Origin of the sequence: Marinovum sp. (assembly GCF_034669705.1) — a bacterium.
Classification (GTDB): Bacteria; Pseudomonadota; Alphaproteobacteria; order Rhodobacterales; family Rhodobacteraceae; genus Marinovum.
In genome coordinates this window covers 1-16361 of sequence record NZ_JAXMOR010000036.1, presented here as the reverse complement: position 1 = coordinate 16361, position 16361 = coordinate 1, and the positions used below count along the sequence as shown (strand labels likewise).

Genomic DNA, 16361 nt, shown 5'->3' with positions numbered 1-16361 from the left:
AGCAGGTCCGGGCGGGGGTGTCTGTCGGTCTGGCCGGGGGGGGGTGCCTGCCTATTCGCCGAGCTTGGCGTGCACCTCGTCGAGGTCGATCTCGCCCACCGGCATCTTGTTCGACGGGTCGGCGGCATCGTATTTGAAGACGTCGAAATCGCGCTTGTACATCTCGTAGACCAGATGCATCGACAGGTCGTCGAAGTAGTCCTCGACCGGATGCGCCCGCTTGGGCCCGTGGCCCTCGCTCTCGTTGAAGCGCGGAATCTCGTCCAGCCGGACCGGGTGGCGGGAGTCGATCTTGTCCAGCACCTCGGCCATGCCGTCGTTGAATTTCTCGGTCCAGATGATCTTGTCGTAGCGCCCGCCGTTGCAGATGAAGGTCGAGACATGCCCCGAGGTGGCCGACCAGTGGATGTCGGGGTCCATCGGCTTGCGCCAGCGGATGGTGTCGCGGGCAAACAGCAAAAAACGCCGGAAGCTGGCGATCTGGTCAAACTCGCCCTTGCCGTCATCGCCGCCGACCTCGATGCCGTATTTCTGGATCAGCATCGGCACCAGGTTGCCGCGGTAGCGGTTGCCGTTGCGCTGGATGCCGCAGATCTTGTCGAAGAAGGACGACAGGATGCGGGTGTAGGGGTTGCGCACGCAGGTGAAGGCATAGGCCTGGTGCGTCTTGACGTTGGCGTTGATCAGGTTCTGGCTGTCCTCGCGAGACCATTTGTGCAGCCCGGTGGTGGCATCGTGAATATCGCCGTCAAAGAAGGTGCCGTGGTCGGAATAATAGAGGATCTGTCCGATGGTCGAGCAGGCACATTTCGGCACCACCCGGTAGACCACGCTTTCACTCTCCGTCATCCATGTGCCGGGAAAGCCCATGGGCTGCTGCCTCCATTCTGCTCTTGTCGTTGCACCGCTTATACGCTCGTTTGATTTTGTTAATAAACCCTGTTTATCCAAGACGTCATCGGCTTTAACTGGGGCCAGGGCGGGACGAGCGGAATATGACCTAGATCACAATGTCGAAAATAGCCTTCATATTGCTCTGCCACAAGGACCCCGAGGCCGTCATCAAGCAGGCCCAGCGGCTGACGGCCAAGGACGACTACATGTCGATCCACTTCGACGCGCGCGCGCCCAAGGCCCAGTTCGAGCGCATCCGCAACGCGCTGGCCGACAACCCGCATGTCACCTTTGCCAGGCGTCGGGTGAAATGCGGCTGGGGCGCGTGGTCGCTGGTCGAGGCGACCTTGCTGGCGATCGAGGCGGCGGTCGCGGCCTTTCCCAAGGCCACGCATTTCTACATGCTGTCGGGCGACTGCATGGCGATCAAGTCGGCCGAATACACCCACGAGTTCCTCGACGACACCGACGCCGACTTCATCGAGAGCTTCGATTTCTTCGAGAGCGACTGGATCAAGACCGGCATCCAGGCCGAGCGGCTGATCTATCGGCACTACTTCAACGAGCGCGAGAACAAGCGCATGTTCTACGCTGCGATCAACCTGCAAAAACGGCTGGGGCTGGAGCGCGCAATCCCCGCCGACCTGCAGATCATGATCGGCAGCCAGTGGTGGTGCCTGCGCCGCCGCACCATCGAATGGATCCTCGAGTTCACCCGCCAGCGGCGCGACGTGATGCGGTTCTTCCGCACCACCTGGATCCCCGACGAGACCTTCTTCCAGACCCTGGTGCGCCACCTGGTGCCGGAAGAGGAGATCCGCAGCCGCACGCTGACCTTCCTGCTGTTTTCCGACTACGGCATGCCGGTGACCTTCTACAACGATCACTACGACCTTCTGATGAGCCAGGATTACCTCTTCGCGCGCAAGATCAGCCCGGAGGCGCAGGAGCTCAAGCGCAGGCTGGGGGTGCTCTATTCCTCGGACGGGGCGGAGTTCCAGATCTCCAATGAGGGGCGCAGCCTTTATACCTTCCTGTCGGGCCGCGGCCGCGAGGGCCGGCGGTTCGCGCCCCGGTTCTGGGAGGGCGAGAGCTCGCTCGGCCGCGACCGCGAGTTGCTGATCGTGGTCTGCAAGAAATGGCATGTAGCCAAGCGGCTGGTCTGGCGAATCCAGCAGCTCACCAACATCCCGGCGGTCGAATACCTGTTCAACGAGACCGATTGCCCGCTGCCCGATCTCGGTGGCATCCAGACCAGCATGGACAAGCGCCACCGGCACCGCCGGGCGCTGATGCGGATGCTGTTTGATTATTACGACAGCGACCGGCTGCTGATCTGCCTTGATCCGGCCAATCTCGACCTGCTGCAGGACTTCTACGGCGACCGCTCGGGGACCCGCCTGCTCGAGGTGCAGTGCAATTTCAGCGATGCCTATCTGGTGGGCCACGCCAAGCGCGTCGGGCTGGCCGGCGATCACACCAAGCCCGAGGCGCTGCGCCGGCTGCTGCCCACGATCCGGGGCGACGTGCTGTTCGAGAGCGAAGCGATCCGCGGCGCGGAGTTTCCCAACCACGGCCTGTTGCGCGAGTGGGAACCGCCCGAGCAGAGCGCCCGCGCCCTTGGCGATTTCCTGCAGGTCCCGCCGGAGACCGCGCAGGAGATCGCCCGCACCGACCACCTGTTTGCCGATTGAGGAACCCCCCATGTCTTATGCCTATGACGACCAGAACATCTTTGCCAAGATCCTGCGCGGCGAGATCCCCAACACCACGGTGATCGAGACCGAGCATACGCTGGCCTTCCACGACATCACGCCGCAGGCCCCCACCCATGTGCTGGTGATCCCGAAGGGGGCCTATGTCAGCTTTGACCATTTCGCCGCCGAGGCCAGCGAGGCCGAGATCGTCGATTACGTGCGCGCCATCGGAGAGGTTGCGAAGATGACCGGCGTCGACCTCGGCAAGGGCGGCGGCTTTCGCCTGATCGCCAACGCCGGGCGCGACGGCGTTCAGGAGGTGCCGCATCTGCATGTGCACATCCTCGGCGGTCGCAACCTGGGCCGCATGCTGCAACCCGCCTGACCCCGTTCCGGCCGCCGCGCCGGACCTCCTGGCTGCCGCGCGAGAGGCCCCGGATCAGGTCCGGGGCGGGGCAGCTCTGATGCTCACCTGCGCGCGACCTGCAAGCCACGCTCTCGTGAAACGTAAAAACCCCCGGCGCTAGGGCCGGGGGCGCAATCGTTACACGTGCGAGGGGCTTACCAGTCGGTCGGACCCTTGTCGGCAAAGGTGTGCACAAGGAAATCGATGAAGGCGCGGACCTTGGGCTGGGTGAAGCGGCCCGGCGGATAGACCGCGTAGATGCCCTGGGTCTCGACCGGCAACTCTGGGATCGCGTCCTCGACCAGCCCGCGCTCCATCGCGTCGCCGTAGAGGAAGGAGGGCAGGTAGGCGATGCCAAGGCCCGCCACCGCGGCGTTGAGCAGTGACTGGCCGTCGTTGACGCTCAGCCAGCCGGCGGTGCGCACCTGGCGCTTTTCGCCCGAGGGCGCGGTCACCTTCCAGACATTGCCGCTCGACTGGTTGGAATAATGCAGCAGCTTGTGGTCATTGAGATCGTCAATCTTCGACGGCCGGCCGTATTTCTCGAAATAGGCCGGGCTGGCGATCATCCGCTTGGTGGTCTCGGTCAGCTTGCGGGCCCGCAGGGTGCTGTCCTCGAGCTCGCCGATCCGCACCGCCATGTCGAAGCCTTCGGAGATCAGCTCGACGTAGCGGTTGTTCAGCACCATGTTGACGGTGATGTCCGGAAACTCCGACAGGAACTCGCCAAGGATTGGCGACATGTGATTGACGCCAAAGTCGGTGGCCACGGATATCCGCAACAGCCCCGAGGGCGCCGATTGCATCGAGGTCACCAGCGCATCGGCCTCGCCGGCATCGTTCAGCACCCGGCGGGCGCGGTCGTAATAGGCCAGTCCGATCTCGGTCGGGCTCACCCGTCGGGTGGTGCGGTTCAGCAGCCGCGCCCCGAGCCGGGCCTCGAGCGACGAGACATGTTTCGAGACGGCGGATTTCGAGATCCCCATCTTCTTGGCAGCGTCGGTAAATCCACCCTGATCGACGACGGTGGCAAAGGCTTCCATTTCGGTCAGGCGATCCATGCGTGTTCCTCGGTAACTGTGACATCCCTGGAAACAGTGATGATGCCGAATTCAGGCAGAACCGGGGCCGCGCGCTGACAATATCACGGTATTCGCGCCACTGTCTCGCCAGCCGAAACACGCATGACGCGAACCGGCCCGAAACGCTGGGTCAGCCAGCCCGCGGCGCCGCAACCCGTTGTTTCCAATGTCGATGTCAGAGAGGTGCAGAGATCGCGACGAAAAAGGGGCGGGCCCCTCGGCCCGCCCCCTGATCTACCTGTCGCGGCCGGTTCAGGCGGCCTTGCGGTCGTGCTTGCCTTCTTCGATTTCCTCGACGATCTTCGAGACAAAGGCCTTGAGGTCATCGGGCTTGCGCGACGTCACGATGCCCATATCGGCCACCACTTCGCTGTCTTGCCACTTGCCGCCGGCATTTTCGACATCAGTGCGGATCGAGGGGTAGGAGGTGATCTGGCGACCCTTCACCAGGCCGGCCTCGACCAGAACCCACGGCCCATGGCAGACCGCGGCCACCACCTTGCCCTTGTCATAAAAGTCGCGCACCAGCGAAATCACGTCGGTCTCGACCCGGAGCAGGTCGGGGTTGATCTGTCCACCGGGGATGACGATGGCGTCATAGTCGTCCGCCTTGGCATCGCTGGCCTTGAGGTCGGCGTCGGCCTCGCGGCCCCAGTCTGAGCCCTCCCAGCCCTTGATCGCCGCGCCATCGAGCGTGGCGACATCGACCTTTGCGCCTTTGACGCGCAGCTGGTCGCGGGGAAATTCAAGTTCGGATTGTTCGAAGCCATGGGTGGCGACGACGAGGATGCGGGCGTTTTCGATCTTCGACATGTCTAGTGCCTCCTGCGTTTGGTTCAGCCGGCCCAACGCGACCCGCCGCCGCCCGTTCCACCGCGGCCCGGGAATTGCGGTCACGCCCGCGTGATGTGCGGCAGTGCCCGAAGTTGTCCGGAATTCGTCCGGAACCCATCGCGGGTTCGCCTGTTGATAGGGTCTAGACTGCGCGAGTGCGGGCGGTACGCCCGGATGAATGTGCTGCGTTTAACTGTAAACGGTCGTCGCGGGGAGGGTGTTGCTCTCTGTCGGCTGACCGCACCAACACGAGGACCTAAGATGAACATGACGATGAAATCTCTCCTAGGCTCAGTCGCTCTGAGCGCGTTTACCGCAGCCGGCGCCATTGCCCAGACCGCAGATGAAAACCAGACCGTGCTGCCCACCGAGAGCGGCCAGGTCGTTGTCGAGCAGGAAGACGCCCAGGTTGACGTCACCGTGCCCGAGCCCGAAGTCAGCGTTGATCAGGCCGCGCCGGAAGTGACCGTCGAACAGCCGCAGCCGGAGATTACTGTGCAGGTTCCCGAGCCGCGGGTCACCGTGCAGCAGGTCGCGCCGATCATCACTGTTGAACAGGGCCAGCCGCAGGTCACCGTCACCATCCCCGAGCCGATCATCACCGTCCGGGTGCCTGAACCGCAGGTCGATGTGGACAGCGGTCAGCCCAGCGTGAGCGTCGACCAGCCCGAGCCGGTCGTCCGCTTCGTGCGCCCCGAGCCGAAAATCACCATCGAGGAATCCGAGCCGCAGGTCCGCGTGCAAGCCGCCGAGGCCGATGTCTCGGTCGATGCCGCCGAAGAGGCCGAGGTGACCGTCGAACAGGGTGAGCCCGACGTCAACGTGCAGCAGTCCGAAGGCGCTCAGGTCGACGTGCTCGACGCCGAAGAGGACGCCGAAGTGCGTGTCGAAGACGCCGGAGAGGCCAACGTCGACGTGCAGCAGTCCGAAGCGCAGGTGACCATTCAGGACTATAACACCGACGAAGCCGGCATGATGGCCTCCGAGGAAGACCGCACTGCCTATCGTGAGCGCGTCAATGCCAACCCGATCAGCGAGCTGCGGGTCGAGGACCTCGTCGGCATGACCGTGGTCAGCGAAGAAGGTGAGAACGTTGGCGACATCGACCGTGTTGGCCGCCGTGGCGAGACCGTGGTTGTCATCATCGGAGTCGGCGGCTTCCTCGGCCTTGGCGAGCGCGACATTGCCCTGCCGGTCGACCGTCTGAACGTGCGTGACGGCGTGGTCTACCTGCCGCAGACCTCGGAAGCCGAGCTGGAACAGATGCCGGAGTACAACGAGACCGAGATCGAGGAAAGCACCACCGGTCAGGTGCGCGACCTCATCACCGTGGAGTAACGCCTCCGGCGTGAGGATCACAGGTCACGGTTCGTGAGTGTATCGGTACCAGTCAATGTGACCCGTGAAGGTTAGCAAGTCGTCGTTTTCCAGTGACAGAGGCCGCCGGGCGTTCCGGCGGCCTTTTTCGCGCAGACCCCGGTTCAGAGCGACGCCGCCAGCCGCGTGCCTTGGTCGATCGCCCGCTTGGCGTCGAGTTCGGCCGCCACGTCGGCACCGCCGATCACATGCACCCGCACCCCCTGCGCCTCGAGCGCCTCGGCCAGGCTGCGCTCCGGCACCTGACCGGCACAGAGCACCACCGTATCGACTTCGAGCAGTTCCGGGGTCTCCCGCTCCGCGCCCTTCGAGATCCACAGGCCTGCGTCGGTGATCCGTTCGTAGTTCACCCCGGCGCGCATCTCGACGGCCTTCATCTTCAGCGTGGCGCGGTGGATCCAGCCGGTGGTCTTGCCCAGCCGCTTGCCGGGCCGCTCGGATTTGCGCTGCAGCAGGATCACCTCGCGCTTCGGTGCCTCGGGCTGCGGCCCCTCGGGGGCCAGACCGCCGCGCGCGACCCCGGGATCGGTCACGCCCCAGGTCTCCATCCAGTCCGGCAGGTCGAGCGTCGGCGACTGGCCTTCCTCGACAAGGAATTCCGCCACGTCAAAGCCGATGCCGCCGGCGCCGATCACGGCGACCCGCCGGCCCGCCGTCGCCCGGCCGCGCAGCACGTCGATGTAGCTCAGCACGTTGGGCCCGGCCTGACCCTCGATCTCGGGATCGCGCGGCAACACGCCGGTGGCGATAATGACCTCGTCGAAGCCCGCGAGATCCGCCGCGCCAACCTCCTGCCCCAGTTTCACGGTGACCCCTGCTGTCTCGATCATGCGTTTGAACCACTCGACGAAGGGCAGGAATTCCTCCTTGCCGGGGATGCGCTTGGCCATGTTGAGCTGGCCGCCGACCTCGCTGTCGCGGTCGAAGAGCGTCACCTGGTGGCCCCGCTGCGCCGCGGTGATCGCCGCCGAAAGGCCGGCGGGACCGGCGCCGACCACCGCCACGGTCTTGCGGGTCCCGGCCGGGGTGATCACCAGCTCGGTCTCGTGGCAGGCGCGCGGATTGACCAGGCAGGTCGAGATCTTGCCGCTGAACGTGTGGTCGAGACAGGCCTGGTTGCAGGCGATGCAGGGCGCGATCAGATCGGCCTGTCCGGCGGCGGCCTTGGCGACGAAGGCCGGGTCGGACAGGAACGGCCGCGCCATGCTGACCATGTCGGCACAGCCCCCGGCCAGCACCTCCTCGGCCACCTCTGGCGTGTTGATCCGGTTCGAGGTGATGACCGGAATGCCGACCTTGCCCATCAGCTTCTTCGTCACCCAGGCAAAAGCCGCCCGCGGCACGCTGGTGGCGATGGTGGGAATGCGCGCCTCGTGCCAGCCGATGCCGGTGTTGAGGATGTCGGCGCCGGCCGCCTCGATCGCCTGCGCCAGCTGCACCACCTCCTCGTGGGTCGAGCCGTCCGGCACCAGGTCGATCATCGACAGCCGGTAGATCACGATGAACTCCGGCCCGACCGCGGCGCGCACCCGTTTGACCACTTCGACAGGCAGGCGGATGCGGTTCTCATAGGCGCCGCCCCAGCGGTCCGTGCGCCTGTTGGTGTGGGTGACGATGAACTGGTTGATGAAATAGCCCTCGGACCCCATCACCTCGACCCCGTCATAGCCCGCCTCCCTGGCCCGGCGGGCCGCCTCGGCAATATCGGCGATCTGCTTCTCGATGCCGGCCTCGTCGAGTTCCTTCGGCGGGAACGGTGAGATCGGCGACTTGATTGCGCTCGGCGCGACGCATTCCGGGCCATAAGCATACCGCCCGGCATGCAGGATCTGCATCGCGATCTTGCCGCCGGCGTCATGCACACGGGTCGTGACCACCCGGTGGTTGGCAATGTCTTCGGGCGTGTAGAGCCCCGCGGCGCCGGGAAACACTCCGCCCTCGCGATTGGGCGCCATGCCGCCGGTGACCATCAGGCCAACGCCGCCGCGGGCACGCTCGGCGTAGAACTCGGCCACCCGGTTCCAGTCCTTGGTCTCCTCCAGCCCGGTGTGCATCGAGCCCATCAGCACGCGGTTCTTCAGGGTCGTGTGGCCCAGATCGAGCGGACGGAACAGGTTGGGGTAGCGGGTCATCGGCGGCCTCCTCTTTCGCCGCCGAGGTCACCGGATTGACGCAGGCTTGTCACGCGGAACGTTGGGTCAGATGACGCGCGCCGCCGCCGTTTGGCGCTGCCTCCAGACCTTCTTCTGTTCAAAAATACCCTTGGGGGAGGCGGGCTCCGCCCGCCGGGGGCAAAGCCCCCAAGCCCGACCAGCGCCGATCACGGGCCTCAGTTGCTCTCGCGGCAATGCCGGCGAAAGGCGCGTTTGAGCATGTCGAGCTCGGCCCGCAGCATGTCGACCTCGGCGCGGATGTCATCCCCCAGCGCCTCGCCGGCGATGATCGAGAAACTGTCGAGCCGGTCGCCATTGCTGGCGTCGGCAAAGACGAAGGTATGGCAGCCGTCGCCCAACAGCCGCGCCGGCACCGGAAACCGCAGCCGCCAGCGGCCGGGCTCGGCCTCCTCGCTCAGCTCCACCCCCTCGACCGGCCGGTCGGCCAGCAGCACCTGCACCGCCGGATCGCCGGCGCCGGGGGCCGGGTCCTCGAGCACCCCTTCCCACACCCCTTCGAAAAAGCGGACCCTGGTCAGCGTCAGTTCAGACATGGTGTTCCCTCATATCTCTGCCCGCAGCCGGCGACTGAAGGTCAGGTCGCGCAGCACCACCTGGTTCATCTGCGGACCTTCGAAGATCAGGTCGAGCCAGGCCTTGTCGATGCGTTTCTCGTTCAGCTTGGAATAGGCAAGGTCGAAGTCCACATGTCGCTCGCCGCTCTTCAGCGGCAGCTCGCGCACCAGTTTCTCGGTGTTCGGGCCGCTCTTGACGTTGAGCCTGGCGAAAATCTCCAGCGGGCACTCCATTTCGACGGCGCACTCCACCCGCAGCAGGTGCGACCGGGTCAGCCCCTCGATCGCCGCGCCCGGCAGGTCGACCGCCAGCGACAGGTAGGAACCGTCGAACCGGAACACGTCCATCCGCAGGCCAAAGGGCGCGAGGTCGGCCTCGCGCGCATTGCGCAGCTGGCGCAGGGTCAGCTCGGAGATCCGGCAGTCGTGAAACAGCGTCACCTCGTGTCCCAGCTGCGCACCGCTGTCGACCGCCGCGGCGCCCGGCTCGGGCAGCGGGCCGCGCCAGGCTTCTGGCCGCCAGCTCCAGTCGCTGTCATGCGGTGCGGCGATCGCCTCGCTGCCGATCAGCGGCAGCGCCAGCCGGTGGTCGGCCACGTGCAACAGCTCGTCGAGCAGGTGGCGCAGCTTGCGGGCGCGTCCGCGCAGGCGGCGCAGCTCCGGCAGCTCGGCTACGGGGGCCGCAGCGGCCGCGGCGCGCCAGCGGCGCATCGTGCTGCGATGGGCGATCCGGTCGAGAAACCCGCGTGTCTGCCGTGCCATTGCCTGTCTGCCCCGTCTTGCCTGCCGTTGGTCCTGCTGCCGTCCGGCGGCCCGCGTGTCGTTGCTGCACGCAGTCTTGCCCGGAACCCTTACCATTTTATAAACGCCCGATTGCCGCGCCGGGGTCAAGTCCCGGCGCCGCCTGCCACGGCACGTCACTCCCGGCTGTTGCCACGGATCCCTTTCGCGATGGCCAGCAACAGCGACGCGCCGCCGGTCCCGGCGATCCGGCCACCTTCGGGACCATAGGCCGCCAGCGAAATCGCCCGGTTCTGATGCACGAAGACCGCGCGCCAGACCGGATCGCCCAGCCGCGAGGGATCGGTGGTGACCCGGGGCCGCAGCCGCATCAGGGCGACGCCATCGACCTTGTCCTCGCTGCGGACCATCTCCTGCTGCACCGCCGCGCGCAGCGCCTCGACCGCATCGGCCTCGCCCGGGGTGCGGCGGCGCGAGACCGCGACCGTCAGCACGCCGCTGGGAGAGTAGTCGCCGCTTTCGCCCTCGGTCAGGGCCCGGCAGCCGACAAGCAGGGCAAATCCCTGCTGTCCGCCGGTTTGCAGCGATTCCGGCTCGATGCACCAGCCCTGCGGTGCCACCAGCCGCACCGCTCCGGCGCCGAGCGCCACCTCGGTCAACGGGGCATCGGGCGCCCTGGGTTTGCTCAGCCCCGAGAAGAACCCCTCGCCGGAGGGCCGGTCGATCAGCGCCAGGGTCGGTCCCTGATCGCCACAGGCCGAGAGCGCGGCCAGCAGCAGCGCCAAGGCGGCCAGGCGCGGCCGCGAGATCCCGGTTCGTCCTGACATGCGCGTGCTCCGCCGGCGGGCGGACCATCTCTCCCGTTGTGGTGACCCTTGGCAATCTAGGACGGCTGGCGGATCTGCCGCAAGCCCTGAAAGCGGACGCGTGGCAGGTTGCCCGCGACGCGCCTCTGCCGCGGCGCGGCGGGCTCGCGCTGTCGTTGCGGCCTGCGACCCTCAAACCGGGCCGCCCTCAAATCAGGCCGTGATTGCATTTCACCGCCATCGCGCTTAAGTCGAGGGCAAATCGCCGAGATATGGCCCGAAGAACAGGTCGGACATGAACTGGATCACCAACTACGTGCGTCCGCGCATCAATTCGATTTTCTCCCGCCGCGAGGTGCCGGAGAACCTCTGGACCAAATGCAGCGAATGCGGCACCATGCTGTTTCACCGCGAGATCCGGGACAATCTCAACGTCTGCACCAGCTGCGGCCATCACATGCCGATCAGCCCGCGCGACCGGTTCATCACCCTGTTCGATGGCGGCATCTTCCGCGAGGTCCCGGTGCCGGAACCGCTGGCCGATCCGCTGCATTTCCGCGATCAGAAGAAATACCCCGACCGGATGAAGGCGGCGCAGAAAGCCACCGGCGAGAAAGAGGCGATGCTGGTCGCCGAGGGCGAGATCGGCCGCACGCCGATCGTCGCTGCCGGCCAGGATTTCTCCTTCATGGGGGGCTCGATGGGGATGTATGTCGGCAATGCGATCATCGCCGCCGCCGAACGCGCGGTGGCGCGGCGCTGCCCGCTGATCCTGTTTTCCGCCGCCGGTGGCGCGCGGATGCAGGAAGGCATCCTGTCGCTGATGCAGATGCCACGCACCACGGTGGCGGTGCAGATGCTGAAAGAGGCGGGTCTCCCCTATATCGTCGTGCTGACCCACCCCACGACCGGCGGCGTGACCGCCTCTTACGCGATGCTGGGCGACGTGCAGATCGCCGAGCCCAATGCGCTGATCTGCTTTGCCGGGCCGCGGGTGATCGAACAGACGATCCGCGAGAAACTGCCAGAGGGGTTCCAGCGCGCCGAGTACCTGCTCGAGCACGGCATGCTTGACCGGGTCACCCGCCGCAAGGACCTGCGCGACGAGCTGATCACGATCTGCCGCATGCTGCTGGGCCTGCCGCCGGCGGTGCAGGGCGATCTTCCGGCCCCGGCCGAGCCCGCGCCGGATGCGGCGAAGATGCCGGCAACGGCGGAAGAGCCCGCCGCCAAGGAATGAGCGCCGAGACCTCCGACGTCATCCTCGAACGGATGATGGCGCTGCACCCCAAGGTGATCGACCTGACGCTCGACCGGGTCTGGCGGCTGCTCGCGGCGTTGGGCAATCCGCAAGACGACCTGCCGCCGGTGATCCATATCGCCGGCACCAATGGCAAGGGCTCGACCCAGGCGATGATCCGCGCCGGGCTCGAGGCCGCAGGCAAGCGCGTGCATGCCTATACCTCGCCGCACCTGGCGCGGTTTCACGAACGCATCCGGCTGGCCGGCGATCTGATCTCGGAGCCTTCGCTGACCGCCTATCTCGACGAATGCTACGCCGCCAACGGTGGCGAGAGCATCACCTATTTCGAGATCACCACCTGCGCCGCGCTCCTCGCCATGGCGCGCACGCCTGCCGATTACACCCTGCTCGAGGTCGGTCTCGGCGGCCGGCTCGATGCCACCAATGTGGTGCCGCGGCCGGCGCTGACGGTGATCACCCCGGTGTCGATCGACCACGAGCAATACCTCGGCAACACCCTGGTCAAGATCGCCGGCGAGAAGGCCGGCATCCTCAAGCGCGGCGTGCCCTGCGTGGTCGGCCCGCAGCAAGCGCCCGCGCTCGAGGTGATCGAGGCCCGCGCCGCCAGCCTCGGAGCGCCGCTGATCGCCCATGGCCAGCACTGGCATGCCTTCGAGGAGCGCGGCGGCATGGTGTATCAGGACGAGACCGGCCTGCTCGACCTGCCGCTGCCCAACCTGCCCGGCGCGCATCAGGTCGACAATGCCGGCGCGGCGCTGGCCGCCCTGCGCCACCTCGGGTTCGACGCGGCCGCCTGCGCGGCCGCGGTGACCGGCGCCTTTTGGCCGGCACGGATGCAGCGTCTGACCGAAGGGGCGCTGGCCGCCCTTGCGCCGCAGGCCGAGCTCTGGCTCGATGGGGGCCACAATGCCGCGGCCGGCGCGGCGCTGGCGGCGCATCTGGCGCGGCTGCCGGACCGGCCGACCCATCTGATCTGCGGCATGCTCAACACCAAGGACGTCACCGGCTACCTGCGACCGCTCGCCGGCGTGGCCGAGAGCCTCACCGCCGTGGCCATCCCCGGCGAGGCCAACACCCTGCCGGCCGAGGCCACCGTCGCCGCCGCCAAGGCCGTCGACCTGCCGGCCCGCAGCGCGCCAACCGTCTCGGACGCGCTGCGCGCGCTGCACCAGACCGTGCCTGAGGCCCGCATCCTGATCTGCGGATCGCTCTATCTGGCCGGGTCGGTGCTGCGCGCCAACGGCTAAGCCTTTGACAGCGAGTCGCTTTTCAGAAAAACGCCCTGCGAATCAGGTAATCGTTGACTGATTCGGCAAAATTTCGCTATATTTGGTCACAATAGCGAGCGTGGCGCCCAGATCGTCGGTTCAAGACGACATATGGCGGGCGCGCTCTCGGGGGACTTTAGATGTTGTGGTTTGCGGGGATCGGCTCCGCCGGCGCTGCCTTGGCGGCTCGGGCGGGATCGCACGAGGTATGTGCGATGGATCCGCCCGGTCATGGCATGTGGATAGCCCCTCAGAGACAGTGAGATTACGCCCCGAACGGCTGATGACAGCCGTCGCGGCACCAAGAGCTTCCGGCCCCCGACACCAGGGGGCCGGCACGTCATAACAAGCAGGCAGTCAAGCCAGAGCAGCACCTTCAAGGGCCCTTCGGGGCCCTTTTTCTCGTCTGCCGGTCAGACGGTCCTGTCTGCTCAATCGAGCTGCCGAGCCTCGTCGATCAGCATCACCGGGATGCCATTGCGGATCGGAAAGGCGAGGCCGGCCTTGCGCGAGGTCAGCTCCTGCGCCGCGGCATCATACTCCAGCCGAGACTGGGTCTGCGGACAGACCAGCGCTTCGAGCATCCGGCGGTCGAAACCGGTGTCCTTGGGGCCGTGGTCCTTCATTGCATGATCTCCTCGGAGGTGCCGCCGCGCAGGGCGAATTCAATCAGGGTGACAAGCGTTTCGCGCCGCGTGGTGAGCGAGGGCGCCTCGAGCAGCGCCTGTTTGTCCTCGGGGTCGAACTCGAGCAGCATGGCCAGCGAATTGATCAGCAGCTCGTCCTCGGCGTCGTTCAGCGTGTCCCAGTCCGCCGCCAGCGCCTGGGTCTCGAAATAGCGCCCGAGCAGCGCCATGAAGCCGGAGCGGTCAAAGCCCGGATCCTGTTCGTCGCCGCCCAGATCGCGGTCGAAGCCGCTCCAGTCGATGGCGCAGCGGCGATAGGGCGAGAACCCCTCGACCTCGCGCAGCATGCGAAACCGCGAGACGCCCCCGAGGGTGACCATGTAGCGGCCATCCTCGGTCTCGGAGAACTGGGTCAGCCGGCCGGCACAACCGATGGCATGCAGACGCACGTCATCGCCCCCGGGGCCGGGGTTGGGCTGGATCATGCCGATCAACCGCTGCGGCGTCTTCATGCAGTCCTCGATCAGCGCAAGGTAGCGCGGCTCGAAGATATGCAGGGGCAGACGCGACCGGGGCAAGAGAAGCGCCCCGGGCAGCGGAAAGACCGGGAGGGTGTCGGGCAAGTCTGCTGCGCTGATCATGAAGGCTAACCTAGCCTGCGAAAGCGATCAGGCAAATATCATCGAGCTCAGCTTGCGACGGCCGTTCAGCACCACCGGATCATTGGGTTTCAGCGCGTCAAAGATGGTAAAGAGCTGGGTCTTGGCGGCACCGTCGTTCCACTCGCGGTCGCGGCGAAAGATGTCGAGCAGCTCGTTCACCGCGCCCTCGGCATCGCCGCCGGCATAGAGCGCCTGCGCCAGGTCAAAGCGCGCCTCGTGGTCGTCGGGATTGGCCTCGACCTTGGCCTGCAGCTCGCCCAGCGGCCCGGCCCCGGCGGCCTGTTTCGCCAGCTCGAGCTGGGCATGCGCCGCCTCGAGCTCCGGCGTCTTGGAGATCTCCACCGGGGCCCCGTTGAGGATCGCCTCGGCCTGGTCGAGATCGTCCATCGCGATATGGGCCCGGACCAGCCCGCCGTAGGCCTTGGCGTTGGCCGCATCTTCGCCGAGGATTGCGGCAAAGGTCTGGGCGGCATCCACCGCCGCGCCCTGGTCGAGCATCTCTTCTGCAGCGGCAATCGCCTCGTCGAGCCCGTCATCGGCAGCGGCCCCGCCGGCGGCCTCGATCACCCGGTCGACGAAGGCCTGAATTTCCGAGGCCGGCACCGCGCCCTGGAAGCCGTCGACCGGCTGGCCCTGCCAGAAGGCATAGACCGTCGGGATCGACTGCACCCGCAGCTGGCCGGCGATCGCCTGGGCCTCGTCGACGTTGACCTTGGCCATCCTGACCGCGCCCTTGGCCTTGGTCACCGCCTCTTCGAGCATCGGGCCCAGCGTCTTGCACGGCCCGCACCAGGGCGCCCAGAAATCCACGATCACCGGCGTCGTCATCGAGGCATCGACCACCTCGGCCATGAAATCCGCTTCTGTCACGTCCTTGATCAGGTCGCCCGTGGCGGCAGCGGCGTTCTGCGATTGTCCGAGTTCCAGCATTGACGGCTCCTTGAGAAATGCGTGTTGCGCCTGATATGGGCCTTGCCGGCGTGGCTGCAAGGCAGGCGGTGGTTTACCTTGGCTTGCCGGCTATCTAGCATCGCCGGGTGGAAATGTGAAAGGGCAAGAGATGGTGCGCACGGTACTGACCTATGGCGACAGCAACACCCATGGCACGATGCCGATCGTGACCCCGGGCGAGATGCGCCGCTTCGGCCGGGACACCCGCTGGCCGCGGGTGATGGCCAAGGGGCTGGGCGCGGCCTGGGAGCTGGTGGAGGAGGGGCTGCCGGGGCGGACGACGCAATATGGCGATCCGGTGATGGGCGCGCATCTTGACGGCCGCGACGGGCTCAAGATCGCGCTGGCCTCGCACGGGCCGGTCGACCTGCTGACGCTGATGTTGGGCACCAACGATCTCAAGCACCGGTTCGAGCCCTCGCCGGCGCGGATCGCCGCCGGGCTGGCCGGCCTGCTCGACATCGCGCTGCATCGCGACACGCTGGCGCGGCATCCGGGGATGCAGGTGCTGCTGATCTGCCCGCCGGCCGTCAAGGAGGTGGCGCCGTTTCGCGCCGATTTCCTCGGCGCCGCGGCCCATGCCGCAGCGCTGCCGGCGGCGGTCGCCGAACTGGCCGAGGCCCGCGGACTTGGGTTTTTCGACGCCAACACGGTGATCGAGACCAGCGAGACCGACGGCGTGCACTTCGAGGCCGAGGCGCACCGCACCCTCGGCGCTGCGCTGGCAGAAGTGGTGCGCGGCATGGTCTAGCCTCGGGTGACCCCGCCCCGGCCCCCGCGCCGGGGCCTTCCGGTCGGCCGTGAGGCCCCGGATCAGATCCGGGGCGCGGCGGGGCGGGGTGCGGCTTGGCCCGCCAGCCCGGTCGTTTCGCGCATCTGCATCCGGTCAGTCTCAGCCCGCGAGCCTACATGCCAGCGGACCTTATCCGCCACAGCAAGACTCGCGGGTGTGCGGATCAATGCAACCTCGGGTGACCCCGCCCCGGCCTCCGCGCCGGGGCCTCCCGGTCCGCGGTGAGGCCCCG

16 protein-coding genes are annotated in these 16361 nt (G+C 66.7%); 6 read left to right on the top strand and 10 right to left on the bottom strand.

What is annotated here, in order from left to right; translation table 11 throughout:
• Positions 1-51: 51 nt before the first annotated feature.
• Positions 52-870, bottom strand: a complete 819-nt coding sequence (locus VOI27_RS19445) for a sulfotransferase family protein (RefSeq protein ID WP_323767632.1) — start codon at positions 868-870, stop codon at positions 52-54.
• A gap of 140 nt (positions 871-1010) precedes the next feature.
• Here VOI27_RS19445 and VOI27_RS19440 point away from each other — a divergent pair, with 140 nt between their 5' ends.
• Positions 1011-2588: a DUF5928 domain-containing protein gene (locus tag VOI27_RS19440; protein ID WP_323767630.1), complete on the top strand. Its 1578-nt coding sequence runs from the start codon at positions 1011-1013 to the stop codon at positions 2586-2588.
• Between the two features lie 10 nt (positions 2589-2598).
• A complete protein-coding gene (locus VOI27_RS19435; RefSeq protein WP_323767628.1) occupies positions 2599-2976 on the top strand; it encodes a histidine triad nucleotide-binding protein in 378 nt (125 codons plus the stop codon).
• Between the two features lie 176 nt (positions 2977-3152).
• Here VOI27_RS19435 and VOI27_RS19430 read toward each other — a convergent pair whose 3' ends face one another.
• Positions 3153-4058 carry a LysR family transcriptional regulator gene (locus VOI27_RS19430; protein ID WP_323767626.1) on the bottom strand — a complete coding sequence of 302 codons (906 nt, stop codon included), beginning with the start codon at positions 4056-4058 and terminating at the stop codon, positions 3153-3155.
• Between the two features lie 273 nt (positions 4059-4331).
• Positions 4332-4892, bottom strand: a complete 561-nt coding sequence (locus VOI27_RS19425; RefSeq protein WP_323767624.1) for a type 1 glutamine amidotransferase domain-containing protein — start codon at positions 4890-4892, stop codon at positions 4332-4334.
• Positions 4893-5174: 282 nt separating this feature from the next.
• Here VOI27_RS19425 and VOI27_RS19420 point away from each other — a divergent pair, with 282 nt between their 5' ends.
• Positions 5175-6251, top strand: a complete 1077-nt coding sequence (locus VOI27_RS19420; RefSeq protein ID WP_323767622.1) for a PRC-barrel domain-containing protein — start codon at positions 5175-5177, stop codon at positions 6249-6251.
• A gap of 143 nt (positions 6252-6394) precedes the next feature.
• On the opposite strand, the gene VOI27_RS19415 is transcribed toward VOI27_RS19420, so the two are convergent.
• The 4 genes from VOI27_RS19415 to VOI27_RS19400 form a co-directional block, all read right to left on the bottom strand.
• Entirely contained in the window at positions 6395-8422 is a 2028-nt protein-coding gene (locus VOI27_RS19415; protein ID WP_323767620.1) for an NADPH-dependent 2,4-dienoyl-CoA reductase, read from the bottom strand.
• 197 nt (positions 8423-8619) lie between these two features.
• Complete coding sequence (locus tag VOI27_RS19410) at positions 8620-8997, bottom strand: hypothetical protein (RefSeq protein ID WP_323767618.1); 378 nt, start codon at positions 8995-8997, stop codon at positions 8620-8622.
• A gap of 9 nt (positions 8998-9006) precedes the next feature.
• Positions 9007-9780: a DUF6478 family protein gene (locus tag VOI27_RS19405; protein ID WP_323767616.1), complete on the bottom strand. Its 774-nt coding sequence runs from the start codon at positions 9778-9780 to the stop codon at positions 9007-9009.
• Positions 9781-9935: 155 nt separating this feature from the next.
• Complete coding sequence (locus tag VOI27_RS19400) at positions 9936-10586, bottom strand: hypothetical protein (protein WP_323767614.1); 651 nt, start codon at positions 10584-10586, stop codon at positions 9936-9938.
• 274 nt (positions 10587-10860) lie between these two features.
• Here VOI27_RS19400 and accD point away from each other — a divergent pair, with 274 nt between their 5' ends.
• On the top strand, positions 10861-11805 hold the full coding sequence (gene accD, locus VOI27_RS19395) for an acetyl-CoA carboxylase, carboxyltransferase subunit beta (RefSeq protein WP_323767612.1): 945 nt from the start codon (positions 10861-10863) through the stop codon (positions 11803-11805).
• Positions 11802-13076: a folylpolyglutamate synthase/dihydrofolate synthase family protein gene (locus VOI27_RS19390; RefSeq protein WP_323767610.1), complete on the top strand. Its 1275-nt coding sequence runs from the start codon at positions 11802-11804 to the stop codon at positions 13074-13076. Before accD ends, VOI27_RS19390 begins: the two co-directional genes overlap by 4 nt.
• A gap of 452 nt (positions 13077-13528) precedes the next feature.
• Here VOI27_RS19390 and VOI27_RS19385 read toward each other — a convergent pair whose 3' ends face one another.
• The 3 genes from VOI27_RS19385 to trxA are packed head-to-tail and all read right to left on the bottom strand — an operon-like array spanning position 13529 to position 15315.
• Positions 13529-13723: a Trm112 family protein gene (locus VOI27_RS19385; protein ID WP_323767608.1), complete on the bottom strand. Its 195-nt coding sequence runs from the start codon at positions 13721-13723 to the stop codon at positions 13529-13531.
• The gene (locus VOI27_RS19380; RefSeq protein WP_323767606.1) at positions 13720-14364 is read right to left on the bottom strand and encodes an LON peptidase substrate-binding domain-containing protein; all 645 of its coding nucleotides are present in this window, start codon (positions 14362-14364) and stop codon (positions 13720-13722) included. The genes VOI27_RS19385 and VOI27_RS19380 overlap by 4 nt, the downstream gene beginning before the upstream one ends.
• 27 nt (positions 14365-14391) lie before the next feature.
• Positions 14392-15315, bottom strand: a complete 924-nt coding sequence (gene trxA, locus VOI27_RS19375) for a thioredoxin (protein WP_323767604.1) — start codon at positions 15313-15315, stop codon at positions 14392-14394.
• A 130-nt stretch (positions 15316-15445) separates the two neighbouring features.
• Here trxA and VOI27_RS19370 point away from each other — a divergent pair, with 130 nt between their 5' ends.
• Entirely contained in the window at positions 15446-16087 is a 642-nt protein-coding gene (locus tag VOI27_RS19370) for a GDSL-type esterase/lipase family protein (protein ID WP_323767603.1), read from the top strand.
• The last annotated feature ends 274 nt before the right edge of the window (positions 16088-16361 follow it).